The 16,069-nt window shown below is 32.5% G+C and carries 21 protein-coding genes; 16 read left to right on the forward strand and 5 right to left on the reverse strand.

Translation table 11 applies throughout. From position 1 onward, the window contains the following. Positions 1 to 95: 95 nt before the first annotated feature. A complete protein-coding gene (locus tag WAZ07_RS16460) occupies positions 96 to 1,313 on the reverse strand; it encodes a macrolide family glycosyltransferase (RefSeq protein ID WP_336473322.1) in 1,218 nt (405 codons plus the stop codon). Positions 1,314 to 1,695: 382 nt separating this feature from the next. Here WAZ07_RS16460 and WAZ07_RS16465 point away from each other — a divergent pair, with 382 nt between their 5' ends. The 4 genes from WAZ07_RS16465 to WAZ07_RS16480 all read left to right on the forward strand — a co-directional run bounded on the left by WAZ07_RS16465 (position 1,696) and on the right by WAZ07_RS16480 (position 4,197). Continuing rightward, positions 1,696 to 1,914, forward strand: coding sequence for an alpha/beta-type small acid-soluble spore protein (locus WAZ07_RS16465; RefSeq protein ID WP_336473323.1), 219 nt, complete (start codon positions 1,696 to 1,698; stop codon positions 1,912 to 1,914). 678 nt (positions 1,915 to 2,592) lie between these two features. Beyond that, a complete protein-coding gene (locus tag WAZ07_RS16470) occupies positions 2,593 to 2,940 on the forward strand; it encodes a helix-turn-helix domain-containing protein (RefSeq protein ID WP_336473324.1) in 348 nt (115 codons plus the stop codon). Then, positions 2,870 to 3,292, forward strand: a complete 423-nt coding sequence (locus tag WAZ07_RS16475; protein ID WP_336473325.1) for an RNA-guided endonuclease InsQ/TnpB family protein — start codon at positions 2,870 to 2,872, stop codon at positions 3,290 to 3,292. Before WAZ07_RS16470 ends, WAZ07_RS16475 begins: the two co-directional genes overlap by 71 nt. Positions 3,293 to 3,912: 620 nt before the next feature. After that, a complete protein-coding gene (locus tag WAZ07_RS16480) occupies positions 3,913 to 4,197 on the forward strand; it encodes a DUF4183 domain-containing protein (protein ID WP_336473326.1) in 285 nt (94 codons plus the stop codon). A gap of 44 nt (positions 4,198 to 4,241) precedes the next feature. Here WAZ07_RS16480 and WAZ07_RS16485 read toward each other — a convergent pair whose 3' ends face one another. Next, positions 4,242 to 4,628: a DUF4183 domain-containing protein gene (locus WAZ07_RS16485; RefSeq protein WP_336473327.1), complete on the reverse strand. Its 387-nt coding sequence runs from the start codon at positions 4,626 to 4,628 to the stop codon at positions 4,242 to 4,244. 170 nt (positions 4,629 to 4,798) lie between these two features. Beyond that, complete coding sequence (locus WAZ07_RS16490) at positions 4,799 to 5,239, reverse strand: Lrp/AsnC family transcriptional regulator (RefSeq protein WP_090914577.1); 441 nt, start codon at positions 5,237 to 5,239, stop codon at positions 4,799 to 4,801. A 121-nt stretch (positions 5,240 to 5,360) separates the two neighbouring features. On the opposite strand from WAZ07_RS16490, the gene WAZ07_RS16495 reads away from it, so the two are divergent. Further along, complete coding sequence (locus tag WAZ07_RS16495) at positions 5,361 to 5,774, forward strand: carboxymuconolactone decarboxylase family protein (protein WP_336473328.1); 414 nt, start codon at positions 5,361 to 5,363, stop codon at positions 5,772 to 5,774. A 91-nt stretch (positions 5,775 to 5,865) separates the two neighbouring features. Here WAZ07_RS16495 and WAZ07_RS16500 read toward each other — a convergent pair whose 3' ends face one another. Then, positions 5,866 to 6,798: a DMT family transporter gene (locus tag WAZ07_RS16500; RefSeq protein ID WP_336473329.1), complete on the reverse strand. Its 933-nt coding sequence runs from the start codon at positions 6,796 to 6,798 to the stop codon at positions 5,866 to 5,868. A gap of 125 nt (positions 6,799 to 6,923) precedes the next feature. On the opposite strand from WAZ07_RS16500, the gene WAZ07_RS16505 reads away from it, so the two are divergent. From WAZ07_RS16505 to WAZ07_RS16530, 7 genes are all read left to right on the forward strand, one after another. Then, positions 6,924 to 8,267: an aminotransferase-like domain-containing protein gene (locus WAZ07_RS16505; protein ID WP_336473330.1), complete on the forward strand. Its 1,344-nt coding sequence runs from the start codon at positions 6,924 to 6,926 to the stop codon at positions 8,265 to 8,267. 71 nt (positions 8,268 to 8,338) lie between these two features. After that, the gene (locus WAZ07_RS16510) at positions 8,339 to 8,821 is read left to right on the forward strand and encodes a GNAT family N-acetyltransferase (protein WP_336473331.1); all 483 of its coding nucleotides are present in this window, start codon (positions 8,339 to 8,341) and stop codon (positions 8,819 to 8,821) included. Between the two features lie 183 nt (positions 8,822 to 9,004). Beyond that, a complete protein-coding gene (locus WAZ07_RS16515) occupies positions 9,005 to 9,424 on the forward strand; it encodes a GNAT family N-acetyltransferase (protein ID WP_336473332.1) in 420 nt (139 codons plus the stop codon). A gap of 435 nt (positions 9,425 to 9,859) precedes the next feature. Continuing rightward, the gene (locus WAZ07_RS16520) at positions 9,860 to 10,741 is read left to right on the forward strand and encodes an aminoglycoside 6-adenylyltransferase (RefSeq protein WP_336473333.1); all 882 of its coding nucleotides are present in this window, start codon (positions 9,860 to 9,862) and stop codon (positions 10,739 to 10,741) included. Then, the gene (locus WAZ07_RS16525) at positions 10,738 to 10,956 is read left to right on the forward strand and encodes a hypothetical protein (protein ID WP_336473334.1); all 219 of its coding nucleotides are present in this window, start codon (positions 10,738 to 10,740) and stop codon (positions 10,954 to 10,956) included. Before WAZ07_RS16520 ends, WAZ07_RS16525 begins: the two co-directional genes overlap by 4 nt. Before the next feature lie 59 nt (positions 10,957 to 11,015). Then, positions 11,016 to 11,198, forward strand: coding sequence for a transposase (locus WAZ07_RS26280; protein ID WP_413788905.1), 183 nt, complete (start codon positions 11,016 to 11,018; stop codon positions 11,196 to 11,198). Then, on the forward strand, positions 11,176 to 11,574 hold the full coding sequence (locus tag WAZ07_RS16530) for a helix-turn-helix domain-containing protein (RefSeq protein WP_336473335.1): 399 nt from the start codon (positions 11,176 to 11,178) through the stop codon (positions 11,572 to 11,574). Before WAZ07_RS26280 ends, WAZ07_RS16530 begins: the two co-directional genes overlap by 23 nt. Before the next feature lie 15 nt (positions 11,575 to 11,589). On the opposite strand, the gene WAZ07_RS16535 is transcribed toward WAZ07_RS16530, so the two are convergent. Continuing rightward, a complete protein-coding gene (locus WAZ07_RS16535) occupies positions 11,590 to 12,510 on the reverse strand; it encodes a GNAT family N-acetyltransferase (protein WP_336473336.1) in 921 nt (306 codons plus the stop codon). Positions 12,511 to 12,796: 286 nt separating this feature from the next. Between WAZ07_RS16535 and WAZ07_RS16540 the strand changes: the two genes are divergently transcribed. The 4 genes from WAZ07_RS16540 to WAZ07_RS16555 all read left to right on the forward strand — a co-directional run bounded on the left by WAZ07_RS16540 (position 12,797) and on the right by WAZ07_RS16555 (position 15,761). Next, entirely contained in the window at positions 12,797 to 13,840 is a 1,044-nt protein-coding gene (locus WAZ07_RS16540; protein ID WP_336473337.1) for a serine hydrolase domain-containing protein, read from the forward strand. 200 nt (positions 13,841 to 14,040) lie between these two features. After that, complete coding sequence (locus WAZ07_RS16545; RefSeq protein ID WP_336473338.1) at positions 14,041 to 14,598, forward strand: isochorismatase family protein; 558 nt, start codon at positions 14,041 to 14,043, stop codon at positions 14,596 to 14,598. A 220-nt stretch (positions 14,599 to 14,818) separates the two neighbouring features. Continuing rightward, a complete protein-coding gene (locus WAZ07_RS16550; protein WP_336473339.1) occupies positions 14,819 to 15,289 on the forward strand; it encodes a DinB family protein in 471 nt (156 codons plus the stop codon). Positions 15,290 to 15,338: 49 nt separating this feature from the next. Continuing rightward, positions 15,339 to 15,761: a hypothetical protein gene (locus WAZ07_RS16555; RefSeq protein ID WP_336473340.1), complete on the forward strand. Its 423-nt coding sequence runs from the start codon at positions 15,339 to 15,341 to the stop codon at positions 15,759 to 15,761. The last annotated feature ends 308 nt before the right edge of the window (positions 15,762 to 16,069 follow it).

Genomic DNA, 16,069 nt, shown 5'->3' on the forward strand with positions numbered 1-16,069 from the left:
CGTTAGGTGATTTTTTACATGAGTATGTAGAAAATTCTTGTTTTGGATGTTATAAAATTCTTAAGTTGATGAGAGGGACAGGATACAAAACAGTATTAACGAGTAAATGTAATAATCTCATCAGCGGCTTTGATATAACCACCTGCCTCACGGAATGATTGACTAATTTCTTTTGCATTCTCTTTATAAATCGAATGTTGTAACACTTCATTAACGGCATGTTTTAAATCATCGGCTGATAATTGCTGAATATTTAACATAAATCCTGCACCAAGTTCGTATACTCGTTCAGCGATCGTGTGCTGATCATTTATAATTGGAAGCATAACTAGAGGTACTTCAAAATAAAGTGATTCACTTGTGCTGTTCATTCCACAATGGCTAATAAATACATCTGTTTGACGCAGTATATCTAATTGAGGAAGATAGTTACGAACAATAAAATTATCAGGTATATCTCCTAGCTGCTCCGCCGTTAATTGTTTGCCTATACTAAGTATTACTTTAGCATTGAAATCTTTTAAAGCGGCGAAACACTTTTGATAGAATTCAGGCTGATTATTCATTATGGTTCCCATAGAAAGATAAATCACACGTTGTCCTTTTAATTCATCAACTGGAAAATCATTTAGAGTTTCACTTTCAGCAATGGAAGGACCGACAAAAATATATCCATCCTTAAAATCCTTGCTGTTTCTTTGAAAATAGCAAGAAGTAAAAACAATATTCAAATCGCCTGAACCCGGGCAAAGTAAAAAATTATCAGATAACGGTACTTCATATTTTTCTTCTAAATATTGTTTCCGTTTTGCTATTTCTTCTAATTGCAAAAATGCTTGTAGCATGGCTAGACGCTCTCGCTTTTGTTCTATGTTTTTTGGTCCTGTCAGGTTCATATTTTCTTTTAGTTCTTGTGAAAAAGCAAACGTGGTCCAAGTTGCAATAGATACTAAACCTCTATGGTGAGCAACCCATTTTCCAGGTAAAGACTGTGCATCGTAGATGATGTAATCATATGTTTCTTTGGAAATTTCTTTAAGAATGGAATCGGTGATCATTTCCATTGCATTTAGAAAATGTAATAAATATTCTTTGGGCTGGGAAGCCATCAGACTCATATTTTCCGTGAGTTTTCTTTGTGCTTCTTGATCAATGGCTCGGAACTGTGCACCTGTTTTCTTGATTTTTTCTTCAAAATGATTTGATGAATAATAGACAATATGGTCTCCGCGTTTTACTAAATCACGCACTAATCCTAACGTTGGGTTTACGTGTCCTTCTCCACCTATATTGATGTAAAGTGCTTTTTTCATTTTTATCCCCTCCAGTAAATTTGGTTTGATACGTTTATAAATTAAGATAATAAAATTACATTTTAATTACCCTAATAACATGGGAAATCTAGAATCATATTAATGATGAAATGTCTCTTTGTGTTTAGAAATATTATTGGTAAGACTTCTATCATTATTTCAAAATTGTACTTAGTTGATTTTGGGATTGTTAAACATAAAAATAGACATTTATCCATTTCGTTTGAATTATAACAAACAATAGTTTGGGATGTCTATATTTTTAATCATTCTCATTCTTCTGTTTTAGTGGAGCTTTTGTTTTGAGAAAAAGTATTATGATAATATGTATATTTATCATAATTAAGAGCACATTATATACAAATATACTGGAGGTGTAGTTATGAATATTCAAGGACATTATCATAATACAAATGAGATTCTTATCACAGGTGCAGCAAGTGCAATTGAACAAATGAAATATGAGATCGCTCGTGAACTTGGAGTCACACTTGGTCCAGAGACATCTGCACGTGCAAATGGTTCTGTTGGTGGAGAAATTACAAAACGCCTTGTTCGAATGGGTGAAGAGAAGTTAATGGGGCAATATAGAGCTCATTAAAGTTTTTACATAGAAAGAATAGAAAGGTGTCCTTACTCATAATTAAGGACACCTTTTTTACATTTATTTACATAAAAATTAAAAAATATTACAGAAGAACAGAAAATTGACCTTTCAGATTGCTCTGTAACGATTTTTATAGTCGGCAAGAATACAATTGGTATCGTATTGTTTCGGACGTCTTATCAAGGGAGTATGAGTTGTCTAATGGATTTCTGAAAAAAATGGATATTAATCTTAAGATTAATGTTACATATAAGGACGGATTGGATATTATTGGAATTTTAATGATGAAGAAATGTTTATTTGAAAAGGGAAACGCTAAATCCGTTTTTTAAAGTAACACTTTATTTATTTTTAGGAAGTTTTATTGTTTATTCTGTAGCATAGTTTAGCACGTCCTCATAAATATTAAATTCAATTTATGGTAGGTTTTTCAATAGATACTCCCGAACTATTAATGGTGAAAAGTTTATCTTAAGGAGGAATCTGTAAATGAAAAATTTAACATATTTCCCGAAAAGAAGTCCCCTTCCTCAAAGAGCGAGAAGGGCGTAGCCCAGCGAGTAGGTGGGGGATGAATTTTCGGTAGGCGATCGCCTACATATGTTCTTTGTATGTGCTTTTGAGGCTATGCGATATAATAAATATGAAAATACGAAAGAAAGGAGAATGTATATGGCAACCACAAAAGAAGGCGTGCATATAAAAGGAACAAAAAAGTTGTTACCGGATGGATGGTCTACCTATGCATTTCGATACGCCATTTTTCCCACACCTGAACAAGTAACGAAATTAGAAAGATCGTTTGGATGTGAACGAAAAGTGTATAACGAATATGTCTCTGGTTTGTATGAATATTTAGAATCTATCGGTTTTGAAAGTGGATGTATTCGTTATAAAGTTCCAAATTATACAACGATCACGGCCAAATATGATTACTTAGATAAAAGTAATGATTCAATATCAAAAAGTAACAACAAAAGCAAAAAACCAAAGAAAAGATTTTCTACACAAGAAAAGTAATCAGATAACCAATGATTATCATGCCATTGTTGTAGAAGATGTGAACTTAAGTAACCTTGCACAATGTTTGAGTTTAGGAAAAAAGCTGCATGATAATGGATTTGGTATGTTTCGAACGATGTTACAGTACAAATCTAAGAAAAAAGGAAAATATTACATCGTTGCGGATAAGTATTTTGCATCGAGTAAATTATGCAGTGAGTGTAATCACAAAAAAGATAAGTTAAAAATATCTGAAAGAATCTATATGTGCGATAATTGTGGCACGAAAATCGATAGAGATTACAATGCGGGTCGTAATCTAAAATATTATGGCATTCGTATTCTGCACGAACAAAGTATAATTGCGTAGTTTGTATCGATTTTATTAGCGGTAGGGACGCCGCGAATTCAAGGCTTTGGACATGAGCCGCTAGGCTTGTGGATGAATTAGCAATAAAAGAGAAAGTCTTTTGACTTTTGAAGCCCCTACTTCAAACAGACCGTAAGGTCGTTAAGTGGTGGGTAGTTCACGTTCCCTAACATGTCTGTTACTATATTAGAAGATAAACATCATCCTTATTTAGAAAACAAAGACGAGTTTAAGCGTATAATTTGGGAATTTGTCCTAAATACATCTACTCTTAAAACAACTTAAATATACTCATGAGAAAAGGAATTGTGGGAAACTATGGGTTTACTTGCTTTTGAATGGTACGAGAAGCAAGAGCATTCTATAACTTCATTTAATTAGCATCCTTCTTTGTTCTTCTACTATGTTTCAAATGCGAGATTACTTCTAACTTAAAAAGAAACAAGAAATGAGTGATCATGACACTAGAAGGGGCTAGCTCCTCACTTCACCCCAGCCATCGCACTCACACCCAAAAACAAGAGAATTAAGTAATATGCCGTTTTCAAAATAAAAGATTTGAATAGTATGTAGCGTAGGACAAACCCTACTCTATTGAAAAATGAAAGGAGTGAAGTCAATTGGCTATTATTAAACCATTTATGGCTAATAGACGGTTTAACTCAACAATTAGCGTTGGAACAGGAACAGGTGCAACTTTCAATATATTAGCAACTGCTTGTACTAATGATGCTGGTGCTGCAGCTACGGCATTTCCTTCGTCATTTGCATATTATAATTTGTATTTGAACGGACAATTACAAGCTGCAAGTGATTCCAGTGTAACTACAGCAGCTATTACAATTCCTAATGCAGATGCTTTAGATCCTGGTGTTCCAGTTACGATTGAGTTTGTTGTAAACTAATACTTTGCAATAAAAAAGCGGATTCTTTTAAAAGAATCCGCTTTTTACTGATTGATTAAAATAAATTGAAGTGTGATAGGAGTCCCAGCTGGTGGAACTTCATCGGTAAGTAGTGTCAATGTACCTGATTGTACGTCATAAGAATTCGTTGATTGTAAAATGCCGTTTATAAACAAATTCATATATGACACTTGTTTTGGTGCTAAAATTTCTGTAATTCCAAGTTGAGGTAAACCATCAACATTTTTATATACAAGTTTTGTACCATCAGAGACTGTAAAAAACATTAGATTTTTAACAGAAACCAGACCTTTAAAAGGGGGGCCTTGGGGACCCTGAGGGCCTTGAGGGCCTACTGGTCCTGGTTGAGGAAGAGGAAGAGCGCATGGAAAATAACAAGGTGACCCCTTTTTTTTAGAAGAAAATCTCAAAATAATAACCACCTTTTATACAAACATATGAGTATATTCTTACTATATGCAGAATGGGAAAATGTGTATATAACTAGGCAAGCCCTAATCGTATTAACTAAATCTTTTTGGGTTCTTTCACTAAAGATTCAGGATAGTTTAATAAGCGTAAGTAATTTTTAGGTGAATGTTTAGTCCGTATTCATTCGTAAATTTGTTTGAACTGGTGAAAAAATAAAATGTGTAACAGTATGTGCAAATGGATTTACATCTTCGATGAATTCCTCCGCTTTGGCGAAATTTTCAAATTGCATCTTTAGCATATAACAAGCATTTCCTGCTATACGGTAACAAAATTCTACGTTAGGAAGTTTCTCTATATAATTTTTAAACGATTTATAGTCTCCGTTTTTAACTGTTGCTTCAATTATACATTGAATAGGTAAACCTAATTTCTCGTAATCAATTTCTAAAGTATATCTTTTAATTATTCCAAATGACTCCATTTGTCTTACGCGTTCTGTTACGGATGGCGAAGATAAATTAACTCTTCTTCCAATTTCACTCATTGATAAACGACTATTATTATGTAATTCATCTATTATTTTTTTATCAATATTATCTATTTTCATATTTAAATAAATATCCTTTCTTTTGTTGATTATTTAAAGTGTTTTTAGATAATTCGTTTCTAATTTAATGTGATTTAATAATATTATTTTTTATAATTAATATAACAAGGAGGTGCTTTAAATGGCAAGAATTATTGAATCAAATTTGGGGGAATCACCATTTCAAAGACTTTTAGGGCATAACATAGAAGTGATGAAAGGGTGGTCTCATTTGGGAGATGTTTTAGAAAAAGAGGGACTGCTCTCTGCTGAGTTAAAGGAACAAGTAAGAAGAACGTTAGCACAAAGTAATGGCTGTGAGTACTGTAAAGCGAAAGGAAAACCTGAGTTTGATAAGTTTAATGAAAAAATATCTACTGCAGTAGGATTTGCGGAAGTGTTTTTAAAGCAAAAGGGAGAAATATCAAATTCAACTTTTGACATTTTGAGGGAATGTTTTAGTGAAGAAGAAATAAGTGAGCTGTGTGCATGTATTGCTTTTACCACTGCTTCGCAATATTTTGGTGCGATGCTGAAATTAGAAGCATTAGAGTAATTATAAAATATGTAATGGAGTATCCTTTTTAAAAAATATTAGTAACATTATTGAAAGCATGTTTTGAATAGATTCAAAACATGCTTTTCTTTTACACACTAACGTTTTTCTTCTTCACCGACACAAATTTTTCATCTAAAAAGTTCGTACCTATTACCCCGAGAATAATCATGACTGCTCCGATGATATGGTAATACGTGAGCTCTTCTTGTAAGAAAATTACACCAGCGAACATCGTAATTAAAGTGGATACATTGCTAAATACACTCATTTTTGATGCTTCTACAATGGATAAAGCGTAATTTGATAGGAATGCTGTTAACAGTGAAGAAAGGATTCCTAAATATAAGATGGAAACTAGAAATAACGAGCTTGTAAAGGGCTGAAAATAGAGATGCATCGTTCCAGCTGCAATGTGATTTCCGATAGACAACGTATTAAAGCAAACAAATCCAATTACAGTCATCATATACGTTACATCGATTAGTCGAAATTGTTTTGTCATCTTTCGTGCTAGAACGTTATACCCAGCTGATGATAATGCTGATAAAAGAATAAGTATAACACCGGTAAAATTGGTAGTATGAGAGCCTAATCCTTTCATAGCAAAAATGAAAATCACACCAGATACAGATAAAAGAAGGGATAATTTTTGCCAAATTGTTGTTCGTTCTTTTAAAAAGTAAGAGGCGCATACTATTGTGAAGATAGGAATGGTAGCCTGAATAATTCCTGCTTCAGAAGAAGATGTATACACTAATCCAAATGCTTGAAAAGTAAAGAATAAAGCCGGATATAGAATGGCTACAGGTAAAATAGAAAGCATATTTTTAAATGTAATATTTAATTTGATCAAACCGAATATTACTGGAATAGATGCGGTTAGAAAAGAAACGGTAAATCGATGAGCTAATGTATCCAGTGGTCCCGTGATTGTAAAGGTTAGTTTTACAAACATAAATGAAAAACCAATAATGAATGTATAAAGAATGGCTGCGGCGTATGCTTTTTTTATTTGTGTCATAATCACACCTCGTATCATCAATTTTCTTACTGGCCAGTATATGTAAATGGTAATGTTTTCTTGTGGGTGCTACAATACAAATAAATACAATCTGTACCGGTACAAAAATATATAGAGGTGTAAGCGTGTATAAATATTTAATTGTTTTTAATGATTTAGAAAAGTTAATTCAAACTGGTGAATTAAAAGAAGGAGATAAATTACCTTCTATTCGATTTTTAAGTGCGCGTTATCAATGCACGAAAAGTACCATTATTCGTGCGCTTCAAGAGTTAGAAAAAAGACATATGATATACTCCGTTTCGAAAAGCGGATACTATGTTGTGAAAAAAACAAACGAAAATCATGTTAGGTATAGTAGTGTCATAGATTTTGCAACATCTGCACCTGATCCGGATGTTTTTCCATATTTAGATTTTCAGCATTGCATGAATAAAGCAATTGATACATATAAAAATGATTTATTTATATACGGAACTCCGAAGGGATTGCCTTCGTTAATTCGAGTTGTTCAAAGGCAATTAACAAACTATCAAGTATTTACCAATGAAGAAAATATTTTTATTACATCAGGTGTTCAGCAGGCATTATCTTTGTTAACTTCTATTCCGTTTCCAAATAAAAAGAAAACAATTCTAATTGAACAGCCGAGTTATCATTTGTTTATCGAATATTTAGAAACGCATGGCATCCCTGTGAGTGGCATAGAACGAACAGCCGAAGGGATCGACTTAAACGAATTAGAACATATATTTCGAACAGAAGATATTAAATTTTTTTATACAATGTCGAGATTTCATAATCCATTAGGAACATCGTATTCTAAGAAAGAAAAGGAAGCTATTGTCCGTTTAGCGAAGAAGTATGATGTGTTTATTGTGGAAGATGATTATTTAGCGGATTTAGAAAGAGATGCTAAAGCAGATCCAATGTATAGTTATGATGATTCCTCCCATGTTATTTATTTGAAAAGTTACTCTAAAATTATTTTTCCAGGACTCCGAGTTGGTGTTGCAGTGATACCTGATTGTTTAGCTGAAAATTTCTTTACTTATAAAAAATTACTAGATATCGATAGCTCGATGATTTCACAAGCAGCTCTAGAAGTTTACATAAAGAGCGGTATGTTTGATCGGCATAAACAAAAAATTCGTGATTCCTATTACGAAAGATCCAAGAGATTAGTGGCTTCTTTGAAAGAATGGAGTAGTATGAACAAACAGTTATTTCAATATCACGATACAAATTTGCCGTGTGTGCATACACATATCATTCTAAATAAGAAGGTTATCGTGCAACCGCTTATTCGAAAGTTACTACAAAACAAAATATTACTAGATTCGATTGAGAAAAATTATTTATCTTCGTTTCCAAAAGAAAAAATATTAAAATTGAATGTGTCGAATGTAAAAACAGAAAGGATTGAAGAGGGGGTATATAAGATTATCGATGAATTGAAACGTATATAAATTAAAGGTGGAATTATTATATTTTTTCGAAATGGATATTTATGTTAAGATAGAAAAAAGATTATGAAGAAATGTACTTAAACTTAACGGGTGCTTTAGAAAAGGTGATGTTTATGAAAGAAGTTAATTCGAAAACGATTCATCCATCTATAAGGAAACTTTTATCCTTCGCCACATCAGATTTTAAAGTGGAGCAAGAATATGGAAAATATTCAAAATCATTAAATCGAAAATTATATAGTTTGGAGCTTGAGGGAGAAATTGTTGGTTGTATAGGCATTGAAATTATTAGTGTAAAAGAATGTGAAATTAAACATATTGCAGTATCTTCAGTTCAACGAGATAAAGGTATTGGTAGCAATATGATTAATTATATTTCTAATAAATATCCATTGATTTATGCTGAGACGGATAATGATGCAGTGGAATTTTATCGAAAATACGGTTTTGAGATAACAAGTCTTGGTGAAAAGTATCCAGGTGTAGAACGTTTTCTATGTGAATTTAGAAACGAATTACGAACTAACAAGCGCTTTAGTGTAGAAAGAACATAAAAAAATCGATTTCTTAGTGTACAAGAAATCGTCTTTTTTCTTTAGGGAATAGCGCCAGATGTATGCGAATTTACAACGTTAAGCGGAAAACTTAACGGGTGCAGGTTAAGTTAGTAAGAGGATTAGATAAAACTGTGTCGAATATATTTTATTGGGTGAAATTAAATTCTTGGAGGATACATTATGAAGAAATATGAGATTAAAAATAACATTCCAACATTGGAAGAATATAAATATTTGTGTGACTCTGTGGGATGGACTAATTATATGAATTTTGAAGTAGTGGAAACATCACTTCGAAATTCTATTCACTGCATCACAGTCAATGATAATGATCAAATTGTGGGTATGGGGAGAATTGTTGGCGATGGGGCTATCTATTTCTATATTCAAGATATAGTAGTTCATCCAGATTATCAAAAGAATGGTATTGGAAAGGAAATAATGAATATTTTGGTTGAATACTTAAATCGGAATGCCCCAGATAAAGCGTTTATTGGTTTGTTTGCATCACAAGGTAAAAAATCATTCTATGAAAAATATGATTTTAAAGATTACTCACCCAACATGACGGGGATGTTTACTGTAATTTCAAAAAAATAGACATAATAAATTTGAAATTTTAGAAGAAGACCTGAATCAACATAGCTAACGGGGGCTTTAGTTGAATAAGAACAAATAAAAAAGTCGATTTTTTGGTTAAGAGATCGATTTTTTTTAATGGGTTGAAACCTCCTTAGCGTTGTAAAACTGCAATTTCCTGACGGTACCCCTTTAGGAATCTTGTTTGACATATGTTATCAAGACCTAATATTTAGAAGATGGAGACTTCTTGGTTAAAAATGTTAAAAAGGAATCTAGGAAAAAATGTTGAAATAACTTATAAAAAAGCTAGCTCTAAATAGGGAAGGAAGGTTAGATGAAAAAAATCTTAAATAAGTTATAAATTATAATTATTAGATTAGGCTTATACCATCCACGAGCCCCTCCATTTTGAATTTTTATGTAAAACTAACTATATATTCGGAGGGGAATTAGATGAGAAATGAACAAGAAATGATGGACCTTATAATAAACATGGCCAAGGAAGATGAACGTATTCGGGCAGTCTATATGAATGGTTCACGAACAAACCCAAATGTACCAAAAGATATGTTTCAGGATTATGATGTTGTTTATGTTGTGACAGAAACAGCACCTTTTATAAAAGATAAGACATGGATTCATGCTTTTGGAGATTTAATAATGATGCAAGAACCTGACAAAAGTGATTTTGGCAAGGGAATTGATTTTGATTTTGCTAGGTCTTATGGTTTTTTAATGCTCTTTACAGATGGGAATCGCATAGACCTTCGTATCCAAACAAAAGAAGTTATGTTTGAAGAGTATGAAAAAGATAAGCTCACTCTTCCCTTAATGGACAAAGATAATCTTTTGCCAGCAATCCCTTATCCTACCGATATAGATTACCATGTCAAAAAGCCGTCCAAAAGTGAATACGATAGCTATACAAACAATTTCTGGTGGTGTTTACAAAATGTTGCAAAAGGAATTTGGCGTGATGAACTCCCATATGCAAAACTAATGTTTGAATATACGACGAGAGATTCTTTGGATAAAATGGTTACTTGGTGGATTGGAATACAAGAAGATTTTCAAGTTTCACCAGGAAAGTTAGGGAAATATTTTAAGGAATATCTTCCAGAATCATATTGGAAAATGTACAAAGAAACCTATTCTAATTCTGATTATAAAAATATATGGGAATCAATATTTGTTACTTGTGAATTATTTAGAATCTTATCCAAAGATGTCGCTGAACACTTTAATTTCACATACCCAATTGAGGATGATAGAAATATGACTAAATACCTTAAACATGTTAGAGATTTACCTTCTGATAAAGGGGCGATTAAATGATTGAAATAATCTATGATGCCAGTACCCTCGAAGGCTCTTGTTATATAGAGATTCTCCCTGACAAGTATAAAGGTGAGTGTTGGAATTCTTCTTCTATTTTCTTTACAGAAGAAAACTTTGGCTATATTATGCCTGCCTTTGAAAGGTGCTATGAGAAATTTGGTTATTATGCTTTTAACATATTTCCAAAAGAATTCCCCTTCCTCAAGGAATGAGAAGGGTGAAGCCCAATGAGTAGGAAGGGGACAAATTTTGGTTGGCGAAAGCCAAAGGAATGAAAAAGGAATTTCCTCAAATCAGACAGAATGTATGTAAAGAATGCTTTTGGTCTCAAAGCTATTGTTTGCTGATTGTAGGCGGCACACTATTAAAAGTTCTAAACCAATACATCGAAACACGAAACACAAGGACAAAACGAATGGGAGGTGATGACAATGTTGTTGAATCAAAAATATGAAATCTTTCCAACAGAAGCGCAAAAAGAAGTGTTAGACCGTTGGCTACAATATTGTCGTCAAACCTACAATTCAGCCTTGCTAGACAAAGAACGGAAATATAAGAAAAACAAAGAAAATTACGATCGTTATGATATGCAAAGACAACTTACATTGGACAAAAATGCGTATCCTTTTCTAAAAGAAATGCCTTCTCAGCCTTTGCAAGAAGTGTTTGCACGTCTGAAAAAAGCGTTTAATCATTTCTTTCGTAAAGATGCAAAGTATCCAAAACAGAAAAAGTATAAAGACTACAAGAGTATGACGTTTCCGCAATTTGGATTCAAACCAATTAGAGCATGTTTTGATCAATCTTTTTTCAAAACATGCTCTTCATAATGGATTACTTTTTATTTACTTGATAATATAACCGGTATGAAGATCCACAACAGGGATGTTGTTTATCTTCATACCGGTTATATCACTTTGCTGTATTTCCACATCCCTAAGGTTACTATGAGTTATTTTACTACCTTTAAGATTACATCTTTTAAACGTAATTGGATTATCTTCTTCTCCAAGATTTGTATCAACGAAACGAACCCCATCTAAAGTCACTAAGGCCATTTCACTGTTAGAAAAATTTAAATCAGCAAACAATGTGTTTCTAAAATTTATATTATGGAACTTTGAATGACTAAGATTACAGTTGTTAATATGGCTGCTCATCATGTTACTGTTGCTAAAAGAACTGTCTTTTAAAGTTACCTGATAGCACTCCGTCTTAGCCATATTGCAGCTTTCATACTGGGTATCTGAAATATCCTCATTTTCAACTAAGTTTTCTATTCTAGATGAAGTTTCTATTCTCTTTATGTAACAATAATCATCTTCTGTTTTAAAGGTTGTTTTATATCCCATTTTTTCATAAAAGAAGTGGTTGTTGATTTGTCTACTAGATGTTTCAAGATCCCAAGTCCTCACATTTAAAAACTCTTGTTCTATCAAAGTTATGACTTTTGACCCTATGCCTTTCCCCTGAGAGTTAGGGTCTACAAAAATACGGTCTATTCTCCCAAAAGACTGACCTGAAATCGTGACAATAATTCCACCCACAATCATTTCGTTGTATAGAATTTTGAAGCAATTTAACTCCTTGATCATATACTTGGTCATTTCAATTGAAGCATACCCTGGTGGCTGAATGTTATAGTCAATTATATTCTCTTGATTTGGGAACCATTTTTTTGCTTCTTCATTAAAGGTCTTTTTTGAAATCTCTGTTAATGTTTCAGCGTCTATAATAGATGCTTTCTCAATCCTTATTGCTGACATTTAAACGTCTCCTTTAAACTAAAATAGGTTGTCTTCAATCCTTATATTACCATAAAAAACAATCTTTAGTTTTCAGTTGGCCTGCTTGGATTGTTTAAACATTCAAATATTTTGTTTATATTTTAGTATGTATAAAAAGAGAGGATATTCGTCTCTATAATAAACGAACGAATCTCTCTTCATAATATTAATGAGTAAAAGGAAATTCGTATTGAAATGGGGAATAATACATTACTACCTATTAATGAGGGAGAAAAGACAAAACGAATAACATTCATTTAATAGAATGAGGGGGATTATTTTGAGCAATCGAACTTTAAAACTTACTAAAGCAATTCATAACATAATAGATGAACAATTTTCTGGAGCTATTTACATCAAGGATAACAATGAAGTCTTATTTGAATCGGCATTTGGTTATGCGAATAGGGCTGATAAAAAATTGAATACTGTTCATACACGCTTTGGAATTGCATCTGGCTGTAAGTTGTTTACAGCTGTTGCTATTTGCCAACTTGTTGAAAAAGGTTTACTATCATTTGAAACTCGTCTTGAAGATTGTTTAAATATAAAATTCCCGAATTTTAACAAAGACATAACAATTCATCACCTTTTGACTCACACTTCTGGAATACCAGACTATTTTGATGAACAAGTAATGGATAACTTTGAGGATCTTTGGAAACAAACACCTATGTATCTTTTAAATGACGTAAAAGATTTTCTTCCTTTATTTCAAAAGGGGAACATGATGTTTCAACCTGGAGAGAAATTCCACTACAATAATGCTGGATTCATTGTTTTAGGTTTAATCGTAGAACAACAATCAGGACTTTCTTTTACCAACTATATTGAATCAAATCTCTTCCAACGATGTGGAATGAATGATTCAGGATATTTTTCTTTAGATCAACTCCCTAAAAACACTGCCTATGGGTACATAGATAATAAAGATGGAACATGGAGAACGAATATCTACTCTATTCCGATAAAAGGTGGAGCTGATGGGGGGGCTTTTATCACATCATCAGATATGATCAAATTTTGGGAAACATTGTTTAATCATCAGCTTTTGAGTAAAGAATGTACAGAAATACTTTTGAATTCACAAACCTATGTTAAAGATGGGGTAGATTATGGGTATGGACTTTGGATCACTAAAAGTGAAGAATCTATAATTAAATATCATGTAATGGGATATGACCCTGGCGTGAGTTTCCATTCAGCTTTTTATCCTAAGTCAGGAATCAAGATAGTAGTATCTTCAAACAAAAGTTCAGGAGCCTTTGAAGTAATGAAGGGGATTGAAGAAATTATTTTTGAGAGATGATCAAACATTATTTGATTAAAGGACCATATAGTTGAATAACAAAAGGAAAAATTTTTCAAATGATATCCGGTTTAAAAAGAGGATTTTATATTTATATAACGAAATAAATTAAAAGATAAGGGAGGCGATATTATGGATATGAAAATGAAGAAAGGCATGGAGAACACGTGTAAAAATTATAAGGAAAAGGAGTTTTTCTATTGAACCAAGCTTTGCTTATTATTGATGTCCAGCAAGAATTAGTTGATGGTAATAATGAAACGAAAAGTGTGTTTAATAAAGAAGTATTATTAGATCACATTAACTTAGTTATTAATAAGGCAATAGAATCACAGGCTTTAATCGTCTTTATAAGGGATAAAGATGTTGCTGAAGGAAAAGGTCCAGGGTTTCAAATACACCCGAAAGTAAAAGTGCCAGTCACTGCAAAAATATTTGATAAAGCAGCTACAAATGCGTTTTATGGTACACCATTAATGGATTTTTTAAAGGAAAACGAGATTGAGCATCTTGTTATTATGGGATGTAAAACAGAACACTGTATTGACACGGCGGTTAGAACCGCAACGGTGAATCATTTTGATGTTACTTTAGTTGGGGATGGTCATTCGACAACAGATTCTTCAATTCTATCTGCTGAAAATATCATAAGTCATCATAATGAAATACTTCATGGTCATTATAATGTTGACAATTTTTCTGTTGTTCGGACTACCCAAGAAGATCTGTTTCAACCAATCCATGACAATTACCGGTAAATCGCCATTTGTCCACTTCATTTGAAAAGCGCGAAAAAATTATGGAAGATCCCAACTTATATATAAACGGCGTTATTGTTATATTTTAAAATGTGGTGAAGTATTTTTTACCAAAATGAAACACGTATAACCCCGTCTTAAAATTAGAACGGGGTTATATGTGTTTCAGACATTAGAATGTAATACATTTATTGTAATTTTACAAAAGGAGAGGAAAACTTTGAAAAAGTCAACTCATTGCGTTAGAAAAGAATTAAATCAGTTAATCCCTTTCCTCACTTCTTTAGAGGCAGTAAATGAAACGATATTTTTTAGTCCTATTTGTGAAGGGAAATGGTCAACGGCTGCAATTATCTCTCATTTCATGTATTGGGATCGATATATTTTAGAAGAACGTCTTGAAGGTATGGTGAATGGAGAGATACTTCCAAAATCTAAAGTGAATGTAGAAGACATGAATAGGCTGGCGAAGGGATATGCACATTCAGGAATTAGTAAGGTACAATTAATTCAAGAGGTCTGTGAAACAAGACAAGGATTATTAGATTCGTTAGCCGATAGCGATTTAGAGGGGATTTTCCATATAGAGTCAAATGAAATGACAGTGGATAAATATTTCAGAGGAATGGTGGAACATGACATCTATCATATAAAGCAAATTAAAGGATTTTTAAACTTTAGAGACAATTAAGTTAGTTATAAATATTAATAAGGTTAAAAAAAGAAACATGAGGGAAAATATGAGTAAAAAAAGAAAAAGAAAACAGAGAAAATATAATCAAAGGCAGCAGGCTATTAAAATGCAAAAAATAGCCCCGGAAATCAATTCGTCTAAAAGATTGATAGCTAAAATAATATATGGAATAACAGCAGCATGTATATGTGGAAGTTTATTTTTATTTGTTAAACCAACTCGTTTTTTGGATTCGATGATAATTTTTCTGGTAATGATGGCATTACTTTTTCTATATCTTGCATTGTTTGTACTGTTCGAGGAAGACAATAAGACTAATAACAATATAAATAAAGGAAAAAAATCGAGAAATGGCTCTTCAGGTTCATCATGGGGATATTGGGATAGTGATAATGGATGTGATAGTAGCAGTGATAGTGGATGTGGCAGTTCAGGAGATGGTGGGGGAGATGGCGGAGGAGGAGATTAGAAATTGGCTATCTTCTTCTAACCGGATTGAGCTTAGTTAATTATTTCGAAAAGTTCTTGAACTCGACTGCGTTTTAGACAGGAATACAATTTATTTTACGCTAACAAGAAAAATAAAACTGCCAATTATTGCTTTGAAATAAAGTTTGATCAAAAATACCTCACAAACCGATATTTTGCGGTAAATAAGAAGAAACCATTTTGAAAAGACTTTTTGATCAAAATGGTTTCATATCCAGCTGATTTAAGTTTTGGTTTTATAAAGAAGTTTGATTATTTCTGTAATCCTTATTCCATTAAAGCGCCCGT

The organism is Bacillus bruguierae (assembly GCF_037104725.1).
GTDB classification, from domain to species: Bacteria; Bacillota; Bacilli; order Bacillales; family Bacillaceae_G; genus Bacillus_A; species Bacillus_A bruguierae.